22 protein-coding genes are annotated in these 22402 nt (G+C 64.7%); 13 read left to right on the top strand and 9 right to left on the bottom strand.

What is annotated here, in order from left to right; genetic code table 11:
* Window positions 1-46: 46 nt before the first annotated feature.
* From fer1 to DVK01_RS05360, 4 genes are all read right to left on the bottom strand, one after another.
* On the bottom strand, window positions 47-436 hold the full coding sequence (gene fer1, locus DVK01_RS05345; protein WP_101351248.1) for a ferredoxin Fer1: 390 nt from the start codon (window positions 434-436) through the stop codon (window positions 47-49).
* Window positions 437-561: 125 nt separating this feature from the next.
* Window positions 562-1770: an inorganic phosphate transporter gene (locus DVK01_RS05350; RefSeq protein WP_121535756.1), complete on the bottom strand. Its 1209-nt coding sequence runs from the start codon at window positions 1768-1770 to the stop codon at window positions 562-564.
* A gap of 141 nt (window positions 1771-1911) precedes the next feature.
* Window positions 1912-3075, bottom strand: a complete 1164-nt coding sequence (locus tag DVK01_RS05355; protein ID WP_101351250.1) for an inorganic phosphate transporter — start codon at window positions 3073-3075, stop codon at window positions 1912-1914.
* Window positions 3076-3228: 153 nt separating this feature from the next.
* Window positions 3229-4101, bottom strand: a complete 873-nt coding sequence (locus DVK01_RS05360) for a hypothetical protein (protein WP_101351251.1) — start codon at window positions 4099-4101, stop codon at window positions 3229-3231.
* Between the two features lie 99 nt (window positions 4102-4200).
* Here DVK01_RS05360 and hisA point away from each other — a divergent pair, with 99 nt between their 5' ends.
* Both hisA and DVK01_RS05370 read left to right on the top strand, forming a co-directional pair.
* Window positions 4201-4941, top strand: a complete 741-nt coding sequence (gene hisA / locus DVK01_RS05365) for a 1-(5-phosphoribosyl)-5-[(5-phosphoribosylamino)methylideneamino]imidazole-4-carboxamide isomerase (protein WP_101351491.1) — start codon at window positions 4201-4203, stop codon at window positions 4939-4941.
* Window positions 4942-4987: 46 nt separating this feature from the next.
* Window positions 4988-5590, top strand: a complete 603-nt coding sequence (locus DVK01_RS05370; protein ID WP_101351252.1) for a class I SAM-dependent methyltransferase — start codon at window positions 4988-4990, stop codon at window positions 5588-5590.
* A 1-nt stretch (window position 5591) separates the two neighbouring features.
* Here the strand turns inward: DVK01_RS05370 and DVK01_RS05375 are convergent, their stop codons facing one another.
* A complete protein-coding gene (locus DVK01_RS05375; protein WP_121511864.1) occupies window positions 5592-5984 on the bottom strand; it encodes a nuclear transport factor 2 family protein in 393 nt (130 codons plus the stop codon).
* Window positions 5985-6089: 105 nt separating this feature from the next.
* Between DVK01_RS05375 and mutS the strand changes: the two genes are divergently transcribed.
* From mutS to DVK01_RS05415, 8 genes are all read left to right on the top strand, one after another.
* Window positions 6090-8855 carry a DNA mismatch repair protein MutS gene (gene mutS, locus DVK01_RS05380; RefSeq protein WP_121535759.1) on the top strand — a complete coding sequence of 922 codons (2766 nt, stop codon included), beginning with the start codon at window positions 6090-6092 and terminating at the stop codon, window positions 8853-8855.
* A gap of 74 nt (window positions 8856-8929) precedes the next feature.
* Entirely contained in the window at window positions 8930-10870 is a 1941-nt protein-coding gene (locus DVK01_RS05385) for an ATP-binding protein (protein WP_101351255.1), read from the top strand.
* A gap of 95 nt (window positions 10871-10965) precedes the next feature.
* A complete protein-coding gene (locus DVK01_RS05390) occupies window positions 10966-11997 on the top strand; it encodes an ABC transporter ATP-binding protein (RefSeq protein WP_101351256.1) in 1032 nt (343 codons plus the stop codon).
* Window positions 11994-12824, top strand: coding sequence for an ABC transporter permease (locus tag DVK01_RS05395; protein WP_101351257.1), 831 nt, complete (start codon window positions 11994-11996; stop codon window positions 12822-12824). Before DVK01_RS05390 ends, DVK01_RS05395 begins: the two co-directional genes overlap by 4 nt.
* Window positions 12825-12931: 107 nt before the next feature.
* Window positions 12932-14116, top strand: a complete 1185-nt coding sequence (locus DVK01_RS05400; protein ID WP_101351258.1) for a hypothetical protein — start codon at window positions 12932-12934, stop codon at window positions 14114-14116.
* Between the two features lie 363 nt (window positions 14117-14479).
* Window positions 14480-14851 (top strand): ArsR/SmtB family transcription factor, encoded by a 372-nt coding sequence (locus tag DVK01_RS05405; RefSeq protein ID WP_394337664.1) that lies wholly within the window; start codon window positions 14480-14482, stop codon window positions 14849-14851.
* 1 nt (window position 14852) lies between these two features.
* Complete coding sequence (locus tag DVK01_RS05410) at window positions 14853-15164, top strand: hypothetical protein (protein ID WP_101351259.1); 312 nt, start codon at window positions 14853-14855, stop codon at window positions 15162-15164.
* 78 nt (window positions 15165-15242) lie between these two features.
* Entirely contained in the window at window positions 15243-15692 is a 450-nt protein-coding gene (locus DVK01_RS05415) for a hypothetical protein (protein WP_101351260.1), read from the top strand.
* 28 nt (window positions 15693-15720) lie between these two features.
* On the opposite strand, the gene DVK01_RS05420 is transcribed toward DVK01_RS05415, so the two are convergent.
* Together DVK01_RS05420 and DVK01_RS05425 are read right to left on the bottom strand one after the other, a co-directional pair.
* Window positions 15721-15921 (bottom strand): hypothetical protein, encoded by a 201-nt coding sequence (locus tag DVK01_RS05420; RefSeq protein WP_008307333.1) that lies wholly within the window; start codon window positions 15919-15921, stop codon window positions 15721-15723.
* Window positions 15922-15970: 49 nt separating this feature from the next.
* On the bottom strand, window positions 15971-16477 hold the full coding sequence (locus DVK01_RS05425) for a hypothetical protein (protein ID WP_101351261.1): 507 nt from the start codon (window positions 16475-16477) through the stop codon (window positions 15971-15973).
* A 198-nt stretch (window positions 16478-16675) separates the two neighbouring features.
* Here DVK01_RS05425 and DVK01_RS05430 point away from each other — a divergent pair, with 198 nt between their 5' ends.
* Window positions 16676-17533 carry a hypothetical protein gene (locus tag DVK01_RS05430; protein ID WP_121535765.1) on the top strand — a complete coding sequence of 286 codons (858 nt, stop codon included), beginning with the start codon at window positions 16676-16678 and terminating at the stop codon, window positions 17531-17533.
* Between the two features lie 9 nt (window positions 17534-17542).
* Here DVK01_RS05430 and DVK01_RS05435 read toward each other — a convergent pair whose 3' ends face one another.
* Entirely contained in the window at window positions 17543-18811 is a 1269-nt protein-coding gene (locus DVK01_RS05435) for an HAD family hydrolase (protein ID WP_101351263.1), read from the bottom strand.
* Window positions 18812-18945: 134 nt separating this feature from the next.
* Complete coding sequence (locus DVK01_RS22105; protein WP_198560196.1) at window positions 18946-19089, bottom strand: hypothetical protein; 144 nt, start codon at window positions 19087-19089, stop codon at window positions 18946-18948.
* Between the two features lie 134 nt (window positions 19090-19223).
* Between DVK01_RS22105 and mutL the strand changes: the two genes are divergently transcribed.
* Both mutL and DVK01_RS05445 read left to right on the top strand, forming a co-directional pair.
* Complete coding sequence (gene mutL / locus DVK01_RS05440) at window positions 19224-21374, top strand: DNA mismatch repair endonuclease MutL (RefSeq protein ID WP_121535768.1); 2151 nt, start codon at window positions 19224-19226, stop codon at window positions 21372-21374.
* An 80-nt stretch (window positions 21375-21454) separates the two neighbouring features.
* Complete coding sequence (locus DVK01_RS05445) at window positions 21455-22399, top strand: sugar kinase (protein WP_101351265.1); 945 nt, start codon at window positions 21455-21457, stop codon at window positions 22397-22399.
* Window positions 22400-22402 lie beyond the last annotated feature (3 nt).

The following is a 22402-nucleotide window of genomic DNA, read 5'->3' on the forward strand; positions in this document are numbered from 1 at the left end:
CAGTCGCTACTGGAAGCAGAAAGTGTAGTGCGCTGCAGGAGCCGCGTTAGATGACGCGGTTCTGCAGGTAGTCGAGGTGCTTGGCGTTGTAGACGATTTTGACCTCGTCGGCGTCCGGGCTGCCGATGCAGGTCAGGCGAACGTTCTTGTCTTCGACTTCCTCGTCGCTGAGGATCTGCTGCATATCCATGTCGATGTCGCCTTCGAGAACGATGGCGGCACAGTTCGCACAGGCACCGGCGCGACACGAGAAGGGCCAGTCGTAGCCCTGCGCCTCGGCGGCTTCCAGAATGTACTCGCCTTCGTTCACGTCAAGGGACCCGTGGTCCTCGTCGTCGAGGTCGAGGTCCGACGCCTCTGCGAAGACGTCGTCGTCGTACATGTCCCAGCCGTTGTCGTCCACTACTTCGTAGTTAAGGTACTCTACCGTGGGCATCACCTGATTGGTTCGAACCCCGCCCTGTTAGACTTTGCCCTTCCGTTTTAGGTCGTGCAAAATAATGAGGGACAACGCGGGGATTCGCCGTGAATCGAGGACTGCTGTGCGGGGCCGATTACTGCTCAGGTGATCGGGAGGAACCTGAACACCAGATACGCCGCGAGGGTCGCGATCGAGGGGACGACGTTCTGGAGGAAAATTACTCTCGCAGTGGTCCCGGGTTCGAACAGATCCGACGCCGACGGGATGTCCTCACGCGATTCCTCGCCGATGGGGTCGGTCTCGGCCGGCTTCGGCGTCCCTTTGTTGCCACCGACAGTCGGGGCGTCTGCGGCTTCCGCGTCGGTGGTCAGCGCACCGACAGACGCGACGGGTGCTTCTCCCTGCACAGTGTCTGAGAGGCTCGTCGTTCGCGTCGCACGACCCCACCCGAGTCCGACGATGCTCATTGTGGCGATGATGACGAAACTGGCAGGGATACCCAGCGCGGAAAGGAAGGTGACGATAGTCGAGGCGACTGCCGCGACGACGATGGCGGCGACCAGCGGGAGGTCGGTCAGGTCGTTGCCGACCGTGTCCATCGTCCGGCGGGCGATGGTGAACGCACCGAGGCCGATAGCGCCGCCACCGAGCAGAATGGCCGGGTACAGCTCCAGAGAGCCGTTGCCGACAAGCGGTGCAACGGCATTGGCGACGTTCGATGCTCCCGCAGAGAAGCCCATGTAACATCCGATACCGATGACGACGACGGTCCCGACGAACTCACGTGGTGTCGTGTTCTCGCCGAGCGCCGGCCGCGGAATCGAACCGGAGCGGTCGAAATCCAGTAGCGCCCCCTCGCTCTGTGAGACGGCGAACCACTCGACGAGTCTCGGATAGAAGTACCGCCCGATGACGCCGCTGACCCAGAAGGCGATAATCGGCGAGACGAGCCACCACGAGACGATTTCGAGCATCAGGGCGGCGTTCAACGTCCCGCGAGCGAGGCCCAGGCCAGCGATAGCGCCGACGGCCGTCATCGACGTCGACGCCGGAACCCCGACCACGTTCGAGAGGAACAGCGCGACGCCGATGAAAAACAGGACGACGATGCTGATCAGCGGCGAGAACTGCGTGGCGACGAGGTCACTGCCCAGGCTCTGGACGACGGCCGGGCCGACAAGGAGCCCGCCAGCCATCGCGAATATCGTCATCAGGGCCGCTGCCGAGAGTTTCGAAAGCGTGTTCGATCCGACCGCAGGCCCGAACGCGACACCCGTGGATGACCCCCCGATGTTGAAGCCGACGAAGATAGCTACCAGAACACCGAGGGCAAAGAGAACTTCGACCATACGCTACCAACTGTCGTCGTCAGGTAAAGGGTACCGCCTTCGCCAGCGCGTTGTGCGACCGAGGTGGCGAGACGCAGTGATGCACCGTTCTGTCGGTGACGACTGTCGGGGCCGGGAGCGAATATCCCAGACGTGAGTGAATCAGTAGGCGAGAACGTACTGGAATACCAGAAACGACGCAAGGGCTGACATCGACGGTGCCAGTATCCAGAGCATGACAACGCGACCAGTCGCGGCGGGGTCGAAGAGGTCTGCCGCCGAGGTTACGGACTCCGGGTCTTCCTGACCGATTGGTTCGACTTCGCGCTCCTCCGGTGGCGACCACGCAGCTTCATCGCGGTCGGTCGTCAGCGCGTCAACGGTAACGCTACCACCTCCACCGCTAGCGGCGGCCCCGGTGACAGCCGCGCCCGCTGCGTCAGCCAGAGTTGTCGTCCGGGTGGCCCGGCCCCACCCCAGACCGACGACACACATTGTTGCTGAGACCGCCAGACTCGCTGGGATTCCGGCCCAGGATAACAACCCGATGATTGTCGCACTCACGGTCTCGACGATGAGCGCCGCGAGAATCGGGAGTTCGGTGAGATCGTTCCCGACCGTATCGAGTGTTCGCCGAGCGATGGTGAACGCACCGATGCTGATAGCGCCACCAGCGAGCGCGACGCCCGGATAGAGCCCCAGCTCGCCGCTGCCGACAAGGGGAGCGACAGCGTTGGCGACGTTCGACGCCCCCGCGGAAAACGCCATATAACAGCCGATAGCGACGACCAGAAACTGTCCGATCCGCTCACGCCGCGACGTGTCCGGCCCCGTGCTCTCGAAGGCGACCCTGACTTCGAGATGTGGGTAGAGGTAGCGCCCGACGACTGCCGACAGCCAGAACGCAGTGATAGGCGCGACGAGCCACCACGAGACGATACGCCCCATCACGGTCCAGTCGATAGTCCCGGTCGCGACGCCGAGACCGGCAATAGCACCGACGGCAGTCATCGAAGTCGATGCCGGCACCCCAAACAGGTTCGAGACCAGCAGGGCAAGTCCAACGAAAAAGAGGATGACGACGCTCGCGAGGAGGGTAAACTGTCCGCTCGGGACGATGCGACCGCCCATCGTATCGATGACCTCCGTTCCGATGGTTGCCCCGCCGAGGAGTGCGAACGCCGACATCAGGACGGCGGCCCACTCCTTCGAGAGCGTGTCCGACCCCACTGCCGGACCAAAAGCAACACCGGTCGAAGAGCCACCGATGTTGAAACCGACGAAAATGGCAACCAGAAGCCCGATAGCGAAGAGAATCGAGACCATGTCCAACAGCAACTCCTGACGGGTCTAAATAATACCGTTCGTGACCGCTCTCGGAGACACACGATTCAACGCTGGCGTCTCGTCGGGATGGGCCACAGAGCAGCCCGTACGCCCGTCCATCGCGCACAATCGATGGCCGACCGTCACAGCCGTTCAGTCGCGGTCGCCATCGCCGTTGTCAGCCGGCACCGTCTCTTCGACTTCTGACGCTGTCTCCTCGACCTCGCTTGCCGTTTCCTTGGCCGCTTCGACCTCGTCGGTGACTGATTCAGCGGTCTGTTTCGCATCGCTGGTCCTATCCTTGACATCAGTCGTTTTGTCTTTCAGTTCCGTCGTTTTGTCTTTCGCTTCTGTCGCTTTGTCCTTGACCTCGGTTGTCTTGTCTTTGACTTCCGTTGTCTTGTCCTTGACTTCGGTCGTCTTGTCCTTGACCTCGGTGACCTTCTCAGCGGCGTCCTCGTCGCCAGCCTCGGTCGCAGTCTGTTCGACTTCGTCGGCCGTCCGCTCGACTTCGTCGGCTGTCTGTTCGACCTCGTCGACGGTTTCCTCCACTTCGTCAGCAGTCTGTTCCACCTCGTCGGCGGTCTGCTCAACTTCGTCGGCGGTCTGCTCGACATCCTCGGCGGCCTTGTCGACCGTCTCAGCGGCGGTTTCGACCTCGTCGGCGGTCGTCTCTAGCTCCTCAGCTGTCGTTTCCAGTTGCTCGGCGGCCTCTTCGAGTTCAGCGGCTTTGGTGGCGACATCCTCGTTCGTCCGTTCGAGGACGTTCGCGAGGACGAGAAACTGTAGCAACCCGACGACGACGAACGCCGAAATGGCGATGCTGGCCGCGGTCGCAAGTACCGACACCGCGCCGGCACCGAGCGGGAGAACGCCGAACTCGGCCAGCCCCCAGGCCAGCGCCAGACCGGCGGCGACGACCATCACGGCCTGTTCGAAGAGCTGGTACTCACGCTCGTACGGCCCAAACATGAGCGCTTCGAGCCGGCGGGCGAGCGGTGTGAGGACGAGTGTAGCAGTACCCATGGCGGACCTTTCCCATCACAGCGTAAAAGCATGCGGGTCACTGGCGTCCGCACGCATTGGACCGACACGCTTTCGACGGCTGCCGCCGGACCACCGGCCATGTTTCCCGAGTTCGAGGTCATCCCCGCGGTCGATATGCAGGACGGACAAGTGGTCCAGCTTGTCGGCGGCGAACGCGGCACGGAGAAAACCTACGGCGACCCGGTCGAGGCCGCTCAGCGGTGGGTCGACGCCGGGGCGAAGACGCTCCACCTCGTCGACCTCGACGGCGCGTTCGAGGGCGAGCGACAGAACGCGGCGGCCATCGACGCCGTCCTTGACGCAGTAGGAGCCGATGTGGACGTGCAGTTGGGCGGCGGCATCCGAACCGCCGAGGACGCCGTCTCGCTGCTGGACCGCGGACTGGACCGCGTCATCCTCGGAACCGCCGCCGTCGAGACGCCGGAAGTCGTCGGCGAAATCAGCGCCGAACACCCCGGCAGTGTGCTGGTGAGCCTCGACGCGAAGGACGGCGAAGTCGTGGTGTCGGGCTGGACCGAGGGGACCGGACTGGACCCCGCTGACGCTGCCGAGCGGTACGCCGACCTCGGGGCCGGCGGCATCCTCTTTACCGACGTGGACGTGGAAGGCCAGTTAGAGGGCGTTCGCACCGAGCCGGTCCGCCGGCTGGTCGAAGCCGTCGACATCCCCGTCGTCGCCAGCGGCGGCGTGGCGACCGTCGACGACGTGCTGGCGCTCCGGTCGGCCGGGGCCGCCGCCGTCGTCGTCGGCAGCGCGCTCTACGAGGGCCAGTTCACGCTCGGCGCGGCGATTGACGCCCTCGACGAGTCATCGGAATAGGTCGGGGTAGCTGAACGCATAACTGTGTGGCGCGCTCACAAGATGTATGGACCGCAACGAGGTGCGCCGCGCGTGGGACAGCGTCTCTGAAACCTACGCCGAGCGGCGTGACCCGACCGGATCGGACGCAGCTCTGCTCGACGATTTACTCGAACGCCTCTCCGAAGCGCCGACTGTCCTCGACGTGGGCTGTGGTGACGGCGCGCGGACGCTTGCGAACCTCCCGCCGAACAGCGTCGGTCTCGACTTCTCCAGAGCGGGGCTGGACCTCGCCGCCGAGACAGTGCCCGACAGCCGGCTTGTACAGGGGGACATGACGGCGCTCCCAGTTGCGACCGACAGCGTGGACGCCGTCACTGCCTATCACGCCGTCTTTCACGTCCCGCGAGACCAGCACCCGACTGTCTACCGTGAGTTCGCTCGCGTGCTCCGTCCGGGCGGTGTCGTGTTGCTGACGCTGCCGAGCGGCCAATTCGAGACCGTCCGGCGGGGCTGGATGGGCGGGTCGATGTTCTTTTCGGCACCGGGTCGGCGGGCGACGCTCGACCAGTTGGCCGACGCCGGCTTCACCGGGACGGAGACGGTCACTGCGACGGACCCGCTCGGGAGCGACAGCGAGTTCGTCTTCGCCACGCTCGCCGCGGACTGAGTCACGCACGCAGGTCGTCGGCAGTGCTGACGTGCATCCCAACGAACTGCCACGGGCGAGCGTCGTCTGTGGCCACCAGCGTCCCGCTCCAACGGGTGTCGTACTCGTGACGGGCCCCGCTCTCGGCGTCGGTCCAGCACAGTCGCACGACGTCGCTGAACCACGCGTAGCCATCGCGCTCTGTCACCTCGAGCGCCTGGCTCTCGACGGCCCAGTCGGTCGTCGTCTCGGTCTGTTCCCGCAGTCCTGTCCTGATAGCGTCGGTCCCGGCCAACTGTTCAGAGATACCGAATTTGACCACCGAGCGGTCTTCGTCGGCGGCGAAAAAGGGGCCGAGCGGCTCGCCGGCCCGCAACGCTACGTAGTAAGCCTCGATGGTCTCTGTCGCATCCATATGCGACACTTGAGCCTGTGGCCCCTTCACTGGTCACGTCCGGCGGCTTCGACCACACTCTCCCGACCCGCAATCCTTACGCCGCGGACGGCCACACGGACGTGTATGACAGAGGCGACGGGAATCGTCGGAGAGTTCCTCACGCTCAAGGAGGGGACCGACGCGGACCTGCTGGCGATGCAGTGTGGCGACTTCTACGAGTTCTTCGCCGAGGACGCCGAGATCGTCGCCGACGAGCTCGACCTGAAGGTGAGCCAGAAGTCCTCACATGGCTCGTCGTATCCGATGGCCGGGGTCCCGGTCGACGACCTGACACCGTACGTCTCCGCGCTGGTCGAACGGGGCTACCGGGTCGCCATCGCCGACCAGCATGAGACCGAGAACGGCCACGCTCGCGAGATAACGCGGGTCGTCACGCCCGGGACGCATCTGGAGACCGGCGACGAGTCGGCCCAATATCTCGCCGCGGTGGTTCGAGAGGCCGGCCGGGACGGCGGTGACACCTACGGCATCGCCGCGACGGACGTGACCACGGGCCAGTTTCAGGTTACACAACTGGACGACGCCGACGCGGGCGAGGCGCTGACAGAGCTGTATACGTTCGGGCCGGCCGAGATTCTTCCCGGCCCGGAACTCCGGAACGACGACGAGTTCCTAGATCGCCTGCGCGAACGGACGGACGCGGCGCTGACGCTTCATGATTCAGCGTCGTTCGAACCGGGGCGGGCGAGCCACACCGTCCGCGAGCAGTTCGGGAGCGAGACGGTCGACAGCGTCGGTATCGGGGATCAGGACGTGGCACTGCGAGCCGCCGGCGCGGTGCTTTCCTACGTCGACGACACCGGTGTCGGGACGCTGGCGGCGGTCACGCGCCTCCAGGCGTACGGCGAGCGCGACCACGTCGACCTCGACGCAACGACCCAGCGCAACCTCGAACTCACCGAGACCATGCAAGGCGACAGCTCGGGGTCGCTGTTCGACACCATCGACCACACCGTCACGGCCGCCGGCGGGCGGCTGCTCCAGCAGTGGCTCCAGCGACCACGGCGAAACCGGGCCGAACTCCAGCGCCGACAGGCCTGCGTGGCGGCGCTGTCGGAGGCAGCGATGGCCCGCGAGCGGATTCGAGAGACACTGTCGGACGCCTACGACCTCGAACGGCTGGCCGCCCGGGCCACGTCAGGCAGTGCAGACGCACGGGACCTGCGAGCGGTCCAGGAGACGCTGGCGTTGCTGGGACAGGTTGCCGACGCCGTCACCGAGACGGAGCGGCTGGCCGAGTCACCGCTCGCCGAGGCGCTCGACGGCGCTGACCGCGAGGCGGCCGACGCGCTGGCTGCGGAACTCGACAGGGCACTGGTCGCGGACCCGCCGGGGACAGTGCGCCAGGGCGGCCTGTTCAAGCACGGGTACGACGACGACCTCGACGAAATCATCGACGAGCACGAGGCCGCCCTGGAGTGGCTGGAGACGCTGCCGGACCGCGAGAAGGAGCGGACCGGCATCACCCACCTCTCGGTCGACCGGAACAAGACCGACGGCTACTACATTCAGGTCGGTAAGAGCGAGACCGGCACCGTTCCCGACGACTACCAGCACATCAAGACGCTCAAGAACTCCAAACGCTACACGACGCCCGAACTCGACGAGAAAGAACGGGACGTGTTGCGCCTGGAGGAGCGCCGCCACGACATGGAGTACGAGCGCTTCCAGGAACTCCGCGAGCGCGTGGCCCAGCGCGCGACGCTACTGCAGGACGTGGGCCGGACGCTGGCGGAACTCGACGCCTTTGCGTCACTGGCGGTCCATGCCGTCGAGAACGACTGGACCCGGCCGGCGGTCGTCGACGGCAACGAACTGTCCATCGAGGCCGGCCGTCATCCGGTCGTCGAACAGACCACCGAGTTCGTCCCGAACGACCTCTACATGGACGACGAACGGCAGTTCCTCATCGTCACCGGCCCGAACATGAGCGGGAAGTCGACGTACATGCGCCAGGCGGCGCTCATCACGCTGCTCGCCCAGGTGGGCAGTTTCGTGCCGGCGCGGTCGGCGACCGTCGGTCTGGTGGACGGCATCTTCACCCGCGTCGGCGCGCTGGACGAACTCGCACAGGGGCGCTCGACGTTCATGGTCGAGATGCAGGAGCTGTCGAACATCCTCCATTCGGCGACAGACGAATCACTCGTGATACTGGACGAGGTCGGCCGCGGGACGGCTACCTTCGACGGCATTTCAATTGCCTGGGCAGCGACGGAGTACATCGTCAACTCCGTCCGGTCGAAGACGCTGTTTGCGACCCACTACCACGAGCTGACGGCGCTGGGCGAGGAGCTGCCGACCGTCGAGAACGTGCACGTCGCGGTCGACGGCGAGCCACGCTCCGCGGAGGGCGACGGCGACGTGACGTTCCTCCGAACAGTCCGAGACGGACCGACCGACCGCTCGTACGGCGTCCACGTCGCCGATCTCGCCGGCGTCCCAGAGCCCGTCGTCGACCGGTCACACGAGGTACTCGACCGACTTCGTGACGACAAGGCCATCGAGGTGCGTGGCAGCGAGGGGGACGGCGGCGGAACGACACAGGCTGTGTTCGACTTGGAGTCGGGACAGTTCAGAGACGGCGTGGCCCAGTCGGGGGACACGACGGCTGGTTCGGCTGCTGAGCCGGTTGCGACCGACGGTGATCCCGAACACGTGCCCGGCGAGACCGCGGCTGATGCCGTCGATGGCGATGCAGCAACAGCGTCGCTCGACCCGGAAACCGAGGCTGTCCTGTCGGAGCTGACGGAGCTGGATGTCAACGAGACGCCGCCGGTCGAACTGATGGCGAAAGTACAGGAGTGGCAGGCCGAGCTGGACGACGCGTAGCGGGCAGCATCCAATTTTCAACGGAGATACTCGCGGGGGAAGGTGTATACGGGAGTTTTCACTGCTAGAAGCCAATGACCGACCGGATTCGCGTTCTCCACGTCGACGACGACACGGCTATCGTCGAGGCGGCCACGAGCGCTCTGGAACAGGCGCACTGTGGCATTACGGTCGAGACGGAGACGAGCGTCGCCGACGGACTCGAACGGCTCGACAGTGGGACGTTCGGCTGTGTCGTCGCGGGCTATGAGCTGCCGGAGCAGACCGGCGTCGAGTTCCTCGATGCGGTCCGCAAGCGAGCGCCGGACCTGCCGTTCGTGCTGTTCGCCAGTGAGGGGAGCGAAGCAGCCGCAAGCGACGCGATTTCCGCGGGCGTCACCGAGTACATCCGGGCCGATGGCGGGGCCGAACCGTACGCACGACTGGCACACACCGTCGTCGACGCCGTCGAGCGGACGGCCGATGACATCGAATACACACAGAGTACACGTCGTGAACGCGCTATTGAAGAGCTTCACTCCACCGCCAGGGCGTTCATGCGAGCCACGACTGCGGATGCGGTTGCGCAGATCACAGTGGACACTGCCAGGACAATCCTCAACATGCCGGCCAACGGCGTCCACTTCGCCGACGGCGAGCGTCTGTATCCGGTCGCCTGGACCGAACAGGTCGAGGAATTCCTCGGCACGCCGCCGGTGTTCGAGGCCGGAGAATCACTCGCGTGGCAGGCTTTCGAAACCGGTGAGGCGAAGGTCCACGACGATATCACGTCGGTTCCGGGCCGGTACAATCCAGAGACCGATATCCGTAGCGAGATCATCCTCCCGCTCGGGGACCACGGCGTCCTCCTCGTCGGCTCGTGCGAGACAGGTGCATTCGATGAGACGGACGTTACGCTCGCACAGACGCTCTCCGTCCACGCGACAGCGGCCCTCAATCGTCTCGACCGCGACCACCAGCTCCGCGAGGAACGGGAGTTCATCGATCAAGCGCTCGATACGCTTGACGACCTCTTCTACGTCGTCGACACGGACGGCAGCCTCCGGCGGTGGAACGAGCGCATCCCCGAAGTCACAGGATACAGCGACGACGAGATCGACGGGATGTCCGTCTCTGAGTTCTTCCCGGGTGACGAGCACGAGACGATCGCTTCGGCGATACATGAGACACGAAGCGGCGGCCGGGTAACTGTCGAAGCAGAGGTCCTGACTGCCGATGGAGAGCGGATTCCATACGAGTTTTCGGGTACTCGGTTGACAGACACCGATGGAGCAGTTTCTGGGACGGTGGGTATCGGCCGGGACATCTCCCAGCACAGGGCATACGAACAGCAGTTGGAACGCCAGAACGAGCGCCTCAATGAGTTCACAAGCATCGTCAGCCACGACCTCCGGAACCCGCTGACTATCGCGGAGGGGAATCTGGAACTGGCCAGAGAAGAATGTGACAGCGACGCACTCGACACGGTATCGCGTGCCCACGAGCGAATGCGAGCGCTGATAGACGACCTCCTAGCGTTTGCACGTGCCGGAGAAACGGCGACCGACCTCGAAACCGTCGCGCTCGCCGACATCGTTGAGGAATGCTGGCAGAGCGTCAAAGATGAACAGGCAACGCTCGTCGTCGAGGACGACCGACAGATTCGGGCAGACACGGCAAAGCTCCGTCGACTGTTATCGAACCTTATCCGCAACAGTGTGGAACACGGGTCCGCGGGCGCTCAGATGTCGGCTGACGGAGACGCTGACCAGCGTGGCGGGGGCGTAACTGTGCGAATCGGTGTCATTGAAGAGCTGGACCAGCACGGCTTCTACGTCGCCGACGACGGGCCGGGCATCCCTGAGGACGACCGCCAGCAGGCGTTTGAAGGAGGCTATTCGACTGGCGAGAGCGGGACCGGGTTCGGTCTCAAAATCGTCCAGCGAATCGCCGAGGTCCACGGGTGGACGGTCACAGCTACCGAGAGCGAGGCCGGCGGCGCACGGTTCGAGGTGACAGGCCTCGACCCCGCCTGAGCAGACCAGCCAGTCCCGAATGTGGGACAGCGACGACGACAGACCTACCGCGAGACGTGACTGGCCTTTTGGTTCTGAAGCCCTCAGTACTGGTCATGTCATCCCAGCGCCCTGCTCGGCAGGGTCCGCGGACCGCCGAGCAGTCGGCTGCGTCGAGAGACGGAGCGACGCCTGCACTCGCCGTCGAGGGGCTGTCGAAGCAGTTCGGCAGCGGTTCGGACGCGGTGACGGCCGTCGACGACGTGTCGTTTCGCATCGAGCAGGGCACGGTCGTCGGCCTGCTGGGACCCAACGGGGCGGGCAAGACGACGACGATAAAATCGATTCTCGGGCTGGTGTTGCCTGATTCCGGGAGTGTCCGGGTGCAAGGTATCGACATGAGCGAGCACCCGCGGGCAGCGTACCGTCACGTCGACGGGATGCTCGAAGGGGCGCGAAACGACTACTGGCGGCTGACTGTCCGTGAGAACCTGCGCTATTTCTCGACCATCAAGGGTGTCAAGCCGGCTGCTGTTGCCGACCGACACGAGCGCCTGCTGGCGAAACTCGACCTCCTGGAGAAGGCCGACGAACCGGTCCGAGACCTCTCCCGCGGGATGAAACAGAAGGTGTCGCTGGCGAGTGTACTTGCCAGCGAGTCCGAACTGGTGTTTCTCGACGAGCCGACGCTTGGGCTGGACGTCGAAAGCTCGCTGACGTTGCGGCGGGAACTGCGCCGCATCGTCGACGAGCGCGACCTCACAGCGGTCGTCAGCAGCCACGACATGGACGTCATCGAGGACGTCTGTGACCGGGTTATCATCATGAACGACGGGGAGATCATCGCAGACGACAGCGTGGCGGCTGTGCTCGACCAGTTCACCGCGAACGCCTTCGCCGTCACCAGTCCGGACATCACCGATGCCCTGCTTGCGACGATTCGGGAGCGCTTCGAGGTGGTCGACGTGACGAACGTCGAGCGGGGGCGGCGAGTCGAGGTGGCGACCGACAGCGACGGGTTCTACCGCTTGCTGGCCCTGTGCCGGGACCACAGCGTGACGCTGACTGGCGTCGGCACAGTCGAACCAGACCTTGAGGACGTGTTCGTCGAGATTACCGGGCAGGAACGGAAGGGGCCGGGCCGATGACCGCGAGCGCCGACACGCACACGGACGGCAGTGAGGATGCCCGTGCCGGCATGCAGGCGGGCTATCTCGATCTCGCACGGGCGGTGCTGTACCGCGAGTACCTCATCTTCGTCCGCTATCCGGCCAACGCCGTCGGCGGGGTCGTCATCTCGGTGTTTTTCTTCGGCCTGCTGTTTTACGGCGGTCGGATGCTCGCCGGGCAGGCGATAACAGACTCCATCGAGGGAATCATCGTCGGCTACTTCCTGTGGTCGCTTTCGGTCGGGGCCTACCAGTCGATTTCGAACGATATCGGCAGCGAAGCCCAGTGGGGCACCCTCGAACGGCACGTCATGACGCCGTTTGGCTTCGCGCCGGTCGCGTTCTGCAAGGGGGTCGCGAAAGTTGTCCGGACGTTCATCACCTCGACAGTGGTGCTTGCAGTGATGCTTGCGATTACCGGAACGTCGCTCCAGTTGAACGTCCTCACCGTCGTCGTGGTCGCGTCGCTGACTATCGCCTCGGTGCTGGGGCTGGGCTTCGCGGCCGGCGGCGTCGCGGTACTGTACAAACGCATCGGGAACTGGCTCAATCTGCTCCAGTTCGGGTTCATCATCCTCATCTCCGCGCCCGTGTTCGAACTCGGCTGGACGCGAATTCTGCCGCTGGCTCACGGGAGTGCGCTCCTGCAGCGAGCGATGGTCGACGGGACCCGACTCTGGCAGTTTTCCCCCGTCGACCTGGGCCTCCTCATCGGTGTCCCGGTCGGCTACGTCCTGTTCGGGTACGTCGTGTTCCAGTACACGACCCGGCGAGCCAGACGGCTCGGCGTGCTCGGCGACTACTGACCGAGGTAGACAGATGCTTTTACTTATGATGCCGGTAATGTGATACGTAACGCTGTCACTCGGACTGACCGCACAGCGTCAGGCAGTCCCCGCCCTGTACCCCACAAATGGTCACTCGACACCTCACCTCGGAACGACTGGTGCTCACCATCGCGACGGTGGTCGTCATTGGTGTGCTTGCGGTTGCGGTCTGGTCGCTCGCATTCGCGAGTACCGGGACCGCCGATCAACCTCAGATCAGCGCGGACGTGCAACAACGCTACGAGGCGATAGACGGCGTCAATTCGACACAGACAACCACTATCAGCCGGAACGGAACGGTCGCGAGTCGGACGACCTACGACGCCGTACTCCAGCCAGGGACACAGAAGAAACGGCTGGCAGTCATCAGCAGTACTGTCGACCGATACGATCTCCGGGTGTCGAACGGATCGGCGCTGTGGCTGTACGACCAGCGCCGCGCGAGCGCCACGCGAATCTCTCTCAGCAGGACAGAGTCAGACCGGGGTGAACGGCTGCAGCGCCTGGTTGCGAGTCTCAATACGTCCACGGCAGCCAACGCGACAAGCGAGCCACAGTCAGTTGAGCCGTTGCCCGTTGTGCCCCGCGGCGAGCAGCGGCCGAGCGTGTCCGCCGGCTCGATGATGGTCGGCTACCGCGGTATTGAATCGATTGACGGGCGTGAGGCGTACGTCATCCACGTGGCACCGAAAGACGACACAGCGGCCTACGAACAGACGATCTGGGTAGACACAGAGCGGTTCTTCCCGGTGAAAAAACGCACCGCATGGACAGCCGACAGTGAGCGAACAGTCGTGACGACGACGCATACGAACGTCACCTACGACACCGGTGTGTCAGCGGACGTGTTTACCCCTGACTTCCCGGACAACACGACTGTCACCGTCCCAGAGACACCAGACCAACAGACCTACGAGTCGATCGGTGCGCTCGAAGCCGACACCGAGGTCCGGGTTCCAAAACCCGACATTCCGCCGGGGTACGAACTGACCTACGCGACCCAGACGCAGGGACGAATCCACAGCGTCGGCCTCCGCTACGCGAACCGAACCAGTCTGATCACTGTTGCCAAGTACGACCGGCTGGTTGTCGGAGAGAACGCCAGCGAGGGAGTGACAATCGACGGGCAACCGGTACAGATCAGCTATGGGCTGACAACATCGGTGTCGTGGAACTGTGAGCGGTACCGGTACACGATTCGTGGTGAAGGAGTGCCTGCGGACCGACTCGTCACGGTCGGCCAGTCAATCGGCTGTCCCGGTAGCATGTGAAACACCCACGCTGGCATATCAAGCCGCCGTTTTCTGGGTCAGAAGTTCGACTGCACGTTATATTATGGAACCACTCCTCACTACAAGTGCAGCGGCCCTAACAACACCGTGCCACCACCGCCCTCCGGCGATAGCCGCTGTCTGTCCACCACACTGCCTAGGGTTCCCCGGGGTGCCACCCTGGGGAGGAATGTGGGCCACGCCGCCCGTGAACTGGTCCCCTCCCTCGCCCCACCTTCGCCCGAAGGAACTGCCCTGATCGCGCCGGTCTCCGCTGACACTGCGCCCTTCTCTAATGTGGCTGACTTCTGACTCGGAAACTGACGGGACCTTTTATTCAGGGACGGGGCGTTGGTCCAGTACGTGAGTGAGGACCCGGCCGTGGGCGACATCCTCGACCTGCTCAGTGACGAGTATGCCCGGGACATCCTCGCAGCAACGAGTGTCAAGCCTATGTCCGCGAAACAGCTCGCCGACCAGTGTGAGATGTCACAACCGACCGTGTACAGACGGGTCGAGTGGCTTCAGGAGTACGGCCTCATCGAGGAACAGACCCAGATAGAGACGGGCGGCAACGACTACAGCATCTTCGCTGCCACGCTCTCGGAGTTCTCGCTGGCGCTTGCTGACGGTGATTTCGAAACCGAAATCGAGCGGACCGAACCCCCGGCGTTCCCGGGACAGGACGAACAGGACACCGCGGACCGATTCACAAAAATGTGGGAGAATCTCTGACATGGTTGCCATCGAGACACTGATGAACTGGCTCATCACCGCCCTTGCGTTTGGCTCGACAGTACTGGGTGGGTACGTTGGCTACCAGGCCTACCGCGGGTATCGACGGCACAACAGTCGCGCGATGCAGTACCTCTCTGTCGGGCTGTTCTGCCTCACGGCGGTGGCCTTCGTCGTCGCGTTTGTCGGCTCAGTCCTCCTTCGCCAGGGCCTGCTTCCCAGCCAGTTCCAGCAACCGCTGACGCTCGTCACTCGCGCCTTCCAGTTCGTTGGCGTGCTCTTTATCGCGTACTCGCTTCACTCTCGGGAGTGAGGCTCCGAGTGGTCTGCCCGGTGGACCGCGCGGTCTAACGACGAACATCTCAAGTCCGTCCGGTCAGAAGTTGTACCTATGGGGCAAACGTCGGAGGAACGGCCGACGGTCCGAATCGACGGGACCGACCCACTACTGGTCCCCTGGGACGTGGCGCCCGCACAGCTCCCGTTCGATGTCGTCCGCGGGCCGGTCGCGTTCGAGTGTGCCTCCGGCGACCGGATCGAACGGAGGTACACCGGCGTCGCCGTGTTCGACCTGCTGGAGGCGGCGGCGATGCCCGGCGATACAACCCACGTCCAGTTCGAATCGATGAACGGCGACTTGGCGTGCATCCCGCTCGTCGACCTCAACGGCGCAGTACTCGCGCTGGGCGACGGTCCCGGAACTGAGCCGGAGCGACCGCGGTTCGTCTCGCCCCGCGTGCTTGGTCCGCGTACCGTGAAGAACGTCTGTCGACTGCGACCGCGCACGCTCGCTGCCGGCGCTGACCGCGAGGCCTACGAGCGGCTCCCGCTGGGGGAGTGATACGATACGAGTGACACTGGTCGAGTGGCTACTCCAGCAGGCCGATGTCCTTCGCGAGTCGGTCGGCGAGTTCCTCCAGTACGTCGGGGTCGACTTCGGCGACTGGCTCACCGTCGTGGAGCTGTTCGTTGTGGCGGGCGACGGCGTCCTCAACGTCCTCGAACGCGACCGATGTCCGTGTCCCGCACTCCTCGCACACGACCGGGATTTCGGGCTGATCGGCTGTCATTGGCGGCAATTTATTTCGCTGCCCGATAAACAGTCCGGACCACGGGCTCTCACTCCAGAACGCTTTTCGGCCGCTTGAGGTAGAACGCCTGCTCAGTGACGCGTTCGTACACTGCATACAGCGTCTCGACGGCGCTCGGGTCGGGGTCGAACCGCAGATGCGGGGCCGTATGGTATGCCTTGCAACTGGTCAAGAAGAAGTACAGCGTCCGGTGGTGAGCCGGTGTCGCGTCCACAACACCCATTGATCGCTCGCCCAAGTCTCCCGAAAAGTCGTTGAGCAAGGCCGCGATATCGTCGTGCAGCTGCTCATCCGGTCGGGTGAGCGGCGCACCGAGTGTCTGCTGGAGGAACTCGCTGGTCGCCCGCAGGAACGGGTTCGAGTCCATGCCCGTCGGGTCCACGGTACTGAACGCGTCGTACAGGTCAAGCAGCGCAGTCAGTTCGCCGGCGGTCAGTGCGACCGGTTTGACGGGGTCGCCCTGCGGGAGCGAGTAGTCCGGGAACGAGTACGACTGCGGGTCCGGCACCTGTCCGAACACGGTATCAAGACTCATGGCGGCAGTTCGGTCGGCGGACGCCTAACAGTTGGGTGCAGTCTCACCAGAACGCATATTGTTGCGTGTACGGATATCCGAGCCGATGCCCTCCAGTACCCGGACGAACGCTCCACAGCGACGCCTCGAACCGACGGTCCCGCAGACGCCAGACGGCGTGGCACCCGCTCAGACGGAATCAGCGAGGGACCACGACTGATGCCGTCATTCACCGTTCGGCTGGCCGACGGGTGGCAGCGGGCGCGCGAACAACTGCCGCTGGCACTGGTTCCAATGCTGCTGGCGGTCACGCAGACGGACAGTATCCGACAGATACTCACCTACGACGGAATCCACATCGGCATTAAGTTCGGCGTCCCCGCGTCCGTCGTGACTGTCTGGCAGTTCGTGAGTTTACCTGGCAGCGGTGTCACGGCAAATGTTGGCCTCCCTCTGTCGGCTCCGTTTGCGATGGTGGTCGTACCGGGAGTGCTATTACTACGTGCCGGTCTGAGTGCGGGTTACTTCGGAACTATCGCGGCAGAACTCCTCGGTCGACACGAGGGCTTCGCGATGAGCGTGCTAGCATACTTTGTCCCGTTTCTGGTGATAACTGCCCTCCCGTATGTTGTTCTCGTCCCACTGGCACTGGGGCTGTTTGGCTTCGGGAGCCTCGGTGAGGGGGGCGCGATAGTCGGCGCTGTGCTTCTTCTGATTCCAGCATTCATAGCTGCCGGGTATCTGTTCTGGGCCACGCCGTATCTGATTGTCCTGCGCCGGACTGGGTTTGTGGCAGCAGCCAGAGGCTCGTACCAACTGGCTGTCAACGGTGGGGCGTACTTCGCCTACACAGTCGGCTATCTGGGACTCGTTTTGCTCGTCTCAGCGGTGGCGACCGCTGTTGTCGTCAACGTCCCTGCGGTCGGCCTGCTCATCGGAATCGTAGGCGGCGGGTTTCTGGGGCTCGTACTCAATATCACGACGATGCGGTTCGTCGCTGACATCGACCCGCAGTGCCCCGCTGCCGGCGAGTGGCCCGAGCAGCACCGCAACGGCGACAGTGTGGTCAATACGTAGGGAGCGGGCTCACTCGCCCTGCTCGTCCAGTTGCTCGATCAGGCTGATGCCGTAGACAGTTCGCAGGACCGTGCTGGCGTCGCCGGCCTCGTACACCAGGTCGTCGCGCGAACTGACGTGATCGAGTACGTCGGGCGAGGAATGGGCGGGGGCAGCGGCGATACCGGCGTCGCTTTCGTCGATCCAGCGCATCACCCGCAAGTCGCTCTTGCTGTCGCCCATCACGAGCGCGAACGGGTCATCAATGCCGAGCACGTCGAAGGCTTCCTCAACGCCGGCGGACTTGTCCAGTTCGAGGCTCACGAGTTCGGCCGCGTCGCCCTCGTAATAGCCGAGGTCGACGCGTTCGAGGATGTCGCGGAACGCCGCAGGCGCGTCGTCGATGTCGGCATCGGTCGACAGGTCGCCCGCCTCCAAGACATCGTGAATCTCCGGGTCGCGGCTGAAGTAGGCCCGTGCGTACGCTGCCGGGTCCGACACGTCAGCATCGACCTGCCCCGCGATAGCGTCGCCGACCAGTCCACAGAGGTACCGCAGGGACTCGTCGATGATTTCCACGGCGTTGTCGCTGCCGACCTCGGCGTTGGGCTTTAGCGTGACGTTGAACTCGTTGCCCTGGAGGTGGCAGCGCTTGCCGACGGCCTCGGGGGCCTCAGAGAGGACACGGCGGCGGACCGACTCGAACACGTCCACGACCGCGCCGTCGAGGCGTTCATACAGGAGTCGCTTCGTGTCCGCGCCGTGTTTGGGCGTGAACACGCCGTTGCCGGACTCGTAGACGATGCTCATCTGTCCGGAGGAGACGAGGTCGTTACCAAGGCCCTGTATCATAAATCCCTTGACGTTTTCGAGGGTCTGGCCGGTGCAGACGACGATGGGGACGCCCGCCTCGTGGAACTGCGTCAGGAGGTACAGCGTGTCGCGAGGGATTTCGTTGTCGGTGTCGCCGGCCGACCGGAGCGTCTCGTCGACATCCAGTACGAGCACGTTCGCCGACCGGCCGTACTTCGAGTAGAGGTCCAAGGCGGTGAAGGCCTCGTCGCGGGTCAGCCGGGCCGCGATTTCCGCGTAGGTCTCGCCGGTTCCGGGGAACTCCTCGGTGATGTCGGCCTTGAGGTCGTCGAGGCGGTCACTGGCGGTCTCCCACTGTTCCAGCGCGACGGTCGAACTGAGCGGGGGAAACAGGTCGACGAACTCCTGATAGCCGCGCAGCGTTGTCGTGTCTACGCTCTTGTAGAGACGGTATAGTTGGTCGTATTGTTCCATGTCGAGATCCACAGGATAGTGGCGACTGACGGCGAGCGTACTTTAGCTATCGGGTTTGCGATACCCACACATGACGGAATTGCGTGTTTGCGGGACACGGCAAAGAAGGGCTGGTTTGCCAACACCGCTGCCGAGGGGAACCCCTGCTACGCCTCGTCGCCGCCGTCGGTCAGCACCTCGGTTTCGGGCGCCTCCTCGTTGAGGAAGGACGGGAGTTCCTCCTCGTCCTCGTCAGTTGCCTCGTCGTCCGCCGTCGCTTCGGTCCAAGAGCGTTCTCTGTGGTGGCACATGGGTCGTCACCATCCGACGGTCAGGACTGGTTTGTGTTAACTATTTTCATGATCGGACTGATAGGCGCGGCGAAGGCAGACAGTATCAAGTCGCTTCGCTCGTTAGCCGGTAGCAGTCACATGCGGGGGCACGTATGACCGACATCCAGCGACTCGACGACCGGACCGTCGAACGTATCGCGGCCGGCGAGGTGGTCGAGCGGCCGGCCTCCGTCGTCAAAGAACTGGTCGAGAACGCCATCGACGCCGACGCGACCCGGGTCGAGGTCGGCGTCGAGGCCGGGGGCACCGACGGGATTCGCGTCACCGACGACGGCGTGGGGATGGACCGCGAGGCCGTCGAGCGGGCCGTCGAGAAACACACCACCTCGAAGATCCGCGACATCGCAGACCTGGAGGGCGGCGTCGGCACGCTCGGCTTCCGCGGCGAGGCCCTGCACGCAATCGGGGCGGTCTCGCGGCTGACGATTCGGACCCGGCCCCGCGGGGGCGACGTGGGGACGGAGTTGGTGCTGGAGGGCGGCGAGGTCACGTCGGTCGGCCCCGCGGGCTGTCCCGAGGGGACGACCATCGAGGTCGCGGACCTCTTCTACAACGTCCCGGCCCGCCGGAAGTACCTCAAACAGGAGTCGACGGAGTTCGCCCACGTCAACACCGTCGTCGCCAGTTACGCGCTGGCGAACCCGGACGTGGCCGTGTCGCTGACCCACGGCGACCGGGAGACGTTCTCGACGACCGGCCAGGGCGACCTGCGCGAGACCGTCATGTCTGTCTACGGCCGGGAGGTGGCCGAGTCGATGATTTCGGTCGGTGCGGGTTCGGGAGCAAACGGGGGTGGCGACGAGGCGGAGAGTTTCCCTGACGGGCCACTCGACGGCGTGCACGGCCTCGTGTCACATCCCGAGACGAACCGCGCGGGCCGCGAGTACCTCTCGACGTACGTCAACGGCCGGTACGTCCGCGCCGGGACGGCCCGGGACGCCGTCGTCGACGCCTACGGGACCCAGATAGCGCCGGACCGCTACCCCTTCGCCGTCCTCTTCCTGGACGTGCCCGCGGGCGACGTGGACGTGAACGTCCACCCCCGGAAAATGGAGGTCAGATTCGCCGACGACGAGGGCGTCCGGGAGCAGGTCCGGACCGCCGTCGAGGACGCGCTGTTACGAGAAGGGCTGCTGCGCTCGACAGCGCCGCGTGGCCGGTCAGCACCAGAGCAGACAGAGATAACGCCGGAATCGGAGGGAGCGAGCAGTGGCGAGCGCCAGCTGTCGCGTCCGGACGGCCGGGACACCGCGGACGAAACAGCACCATCAGCGCGGACGGACAGCACAACAGCGGAGAGCAGTGCTGATACGACAGGACAATCGGCTGCTGAACCCACAGAGCGGTCTGACGGAGCCCAGACGGAGACAGCGGCTCATCAGCCCGGCGACACGACCGCAGCAGAGCAGTCAGTCGACACGAAACGCCCCTCCACAGCCGAGACGAAAGACGATACGTCAGGCAACTTCGAGAATCGGCAGGCAGAGGGTAGCGTTTCGGGTGGAGATAGCCCCGATGCGCGCCGGGAAGCGTCCACAGCGGGCCGGACGGAGACAGAGCGCGGCGACCGGAAGTTCACCGGCGGACAGGAGCAGGCACGCCTCGGCGACGACCCAGAGGCGACCCACGAATCGCTGCCTTCGATGCGGATTCTCGGGCAGTTAGCCGACACCTACGTCGTCGCGGAGACGGACGACGGCCTCGTACTGGTCGACCAGCACGCGGCGGACGAGCGAGTCAACTACGAACGGCTCAAGGCCAGGTTCGAGGGCGAGACGACGACGCAGGCGCTCGCGGAACCGGTGGAACTGGAACTGACCGCCCGCGAGGCCGAGGTGTTCGACCGGCGCAGCGACGCGCTGGCGAGCCTGGGCTTTCACACGGCGCGGACAGGCGAGCGGACCGTCGAGGTCCGAACCCTCCCAGGCGTCATCGCCGACGCGGCCGGCCCGGACATCGTCAGGGATGTACTGGGCGCGTTCGTCGCCGGCGACGACGAAGCGGCGGCGACGGTCGAGGCTGCGGCAGACGAACTGCTCGGCGACCTGGCGTGTTACCCCTCTGTGACCGGGAACACGTCGCTGACTGAGGGGTCCGTCAGGGAGCTACTCGCCGCGCTGGACGACTGTGAGAACCCCTACGCGTGTCCCCACGGACGACCGACGGTCATCCACATCGACCGGCAAGAACTCGAAGACCGGTTCGAGCGTGATTACCCCGGTCACGGCGGTCGGCGGCGATAGCGAAGGACTCCGGTCTGACCACCGACACAGCAGTCGATACAGCCGATTAAACTAAACCTTCGTCTCCCGATGCACGCGGTATGTCACTCGTAACGTTCGGCGAGACTGCTCTCAGATTTGCACCCCCAGACGGACAGCGGTTCGAAACGGCCCGCGAGGCGTCGATTCGGGTCGACGGGACAGCAAGCGGGGTTGCGGCGACGGCCGGCCGACTTGGAGCCGACGCGCGGTGGCTCTCGAAGGTCCCCGATACGCCGCTGGGCCGGCGCGTCGTCGCCGAATTGCAGGAGTTCGGACTGGAGACCGAGGTCGTCTGGGCCGACCCGGCGGCCGGCCGGCAGGGACTTACCTTCCACGAGGACGCCGACCCGCCCCGTGCTGAGCGGCTGCTACAGGACCGCGGCGACACCGCGATGGCGACGTTGACACCCGGCGAGTTGCCGATGGGCGAGATACAGAACGCAGACGTAGTGTTCACTTCGGGCGCAACCCTCTCACTGTCGGACACAGCTGCCGACACGACAGGGGCGTTGCTCAGGGCGGCCGCGGGGATGCGGGCGCTGGACCTCGATTTCCACCCCGGGCTGTGGGACGCCGAGGACGCGCGGGCCGCGCTCGCGGACCTGCTGCCGGCCGTCGACACCCTCTTCGCCGCCGAGGAGCAGGTCGCCGCGGTGTTCGACACGACGGGGGGCCCCCGGGAAATCGTCCACACGCTCGCGACGGAGTACGACCTCACCCGCGTGGTGCTCACGCGGAGCGAGTACGGCGCGGTCGCCTACCACGACGGCGTCGTCCACGAGCAAGACGCTATCGAGACGACCGCCGTCGACGAATCGGGGCAACACGAGGCCTTTATTGGCGCGACGCTCCGGCAACTGGCCGCCGGTGCTGACACGGACGAAGCGCTGCTCCACGGCGTCGCGGCGGCAGCACTCTCTCGAACAATGTCCGGGCCGTTGACGCCGCTTGAGCCGTCCGAAGTTGAGCGGGTCGTCGATTCACAGCAGTCGAGACGGCCGTAGGGA

Origin of the sequence: Haloarcula sp. Atlit-120R, from assembly GCF_003665885.1 — an archaeon.
Lineage (GTDB): Archaea > Halobacteriota > Halobacteria > Halobacteriales > Haloarculaceae > Haloarcula > Haloarcula taiwanensis.

Coding starts and splice junctions, on each gene's coding strand:
- fer1 (WP_101351248.1), bottom strand. CDS start 436: ATGCCCACGGTAGAGTACCTTAACTACGAAGTAGTGGACGACAACGGC.
- DVK01_RS05350 (WP_121535756.1), bottom strand. CDS start 1,770: ATGGTCGAAGTTCTCTTTGCCCTCGGTGTTCTGGTAGCTATCTTCGTC.
- DVK01_RS05355 (WP_101351250.1), bottom strand. CDS start 3,075: ATGGTCTCGATTCTCTTCGCTATCGGGCTTCTGGTTGCCATTTTCGTC.
- DVK01_RS05360 (WP_101351251.1), bottom strand. CDS start 4,101: ATGGGTACTGCTACACTCGTCCTCACACCGCTCGCCCGCCGGCTCGAA.
- hisA (WP_101351491.1), top strand. CDS start 4,201: ATGTTTCCCGAGTTCGAGGTCATCCCCGCGGTCGATATGCAGGACGGA.
- DVK01_RS05370 (WP_101351252.1), top strand. CDS start 4,988: ATGGACCGCAACGAGGTGCGCCGCGCGTGGGACAGCGTCTCTGAAACC.
- DVK01_RS05375 (WP_121511864.1), bottom strand. CDS start 5,984: ATGGATGCGACAGAGACCATCGAGGCTTACTACGTAGCGTTGCGGGCC.
- mutS (WP_121535759.1), top strand. CDS start 6,090: ATGACAGAGGCGACGGGAATCGTCGGAGAGTTCCTCACGCTCAAGGAG.
- DVK01_RS05385 (WP_101351255.1), top strand. CDS start 8,930: ATGACCGACCGGATTCGCGTTCTCCACGTCGACGACGACACGGCTATC.
- DVK01_RS05390 (WP_101351256.1), top strand. CDS start 10,966: ATGTCATCCCAGCGCCCTGCTCGGCAGGGTCCGCGGACCGCCGAGCAG.
- DVK01_RS05395 (WP_101351257.1), top strand. CDS start 11,994: ATGACCGCGAGCGCCGACACGCACACGGACGGCAGTGAGGATGCCCGT.
- DVK01_RS05400 (WP_101351258.1), top strand. CDS start 12,932: ATGGTCACTCGACACCTCACCTCGGAACGACTGGTGCTCACCATCGCG.
- DVK01_RS05410 (WP_101351259.1), top strand. CDS start 14,853: ATGGTTGCCATCGAGACACTGATGAACTGGCTCATCACCGCCCTTGCG.
- DVK01_RS05415 (WP_101351260.1), top strand. CDS start 15,243: ATGGGGCAAACGTCGGAGGAACGGCCGACGGTCCGAATCGACGGGACC.
- DVK01_RS05420 (WP_008307333.1), bottom strand. CDS start 15,921: ATGACAGCCGATCAGCCCGAAATCCCGGTCGTGTGCGAGGAGTGCGGG.
- DVK01_RS05425 (WP_101351261.1), bottom strand. CDS start 16,477: ATGAGTCTTGATACCGTGTTCGGACAGGTGCCGGACCCGCAGTCGTAC.
- DVK01_RS05430 (WP_121535765.1), top strand. CDS start 16,676: ATGCCGTCATTCACCGTTCGGCTGGCCGACGGGTGGCAGCGGGCGCGC.
- DVK01_RS22105 (WP_198560196.1), bottom strand. CDS start 19,089: ATGTGCCACCACAGAGAACGCTCTTGGACCGAAGCGACGGCGGACGAC.
- mutL (WP_121535768.1), top strand. CDS start 19,224: ATGACCGACATCCAGCGACTCGACGACCGGACCGTCGAACGTATCGCG.
- DVK01_RS05445 (WP_101351265.1), top strand. CDS start 21,455: ATGTCACTCGTAACGTTCGGCGAGACTGCTCTCAGATTTGCACCCCCA.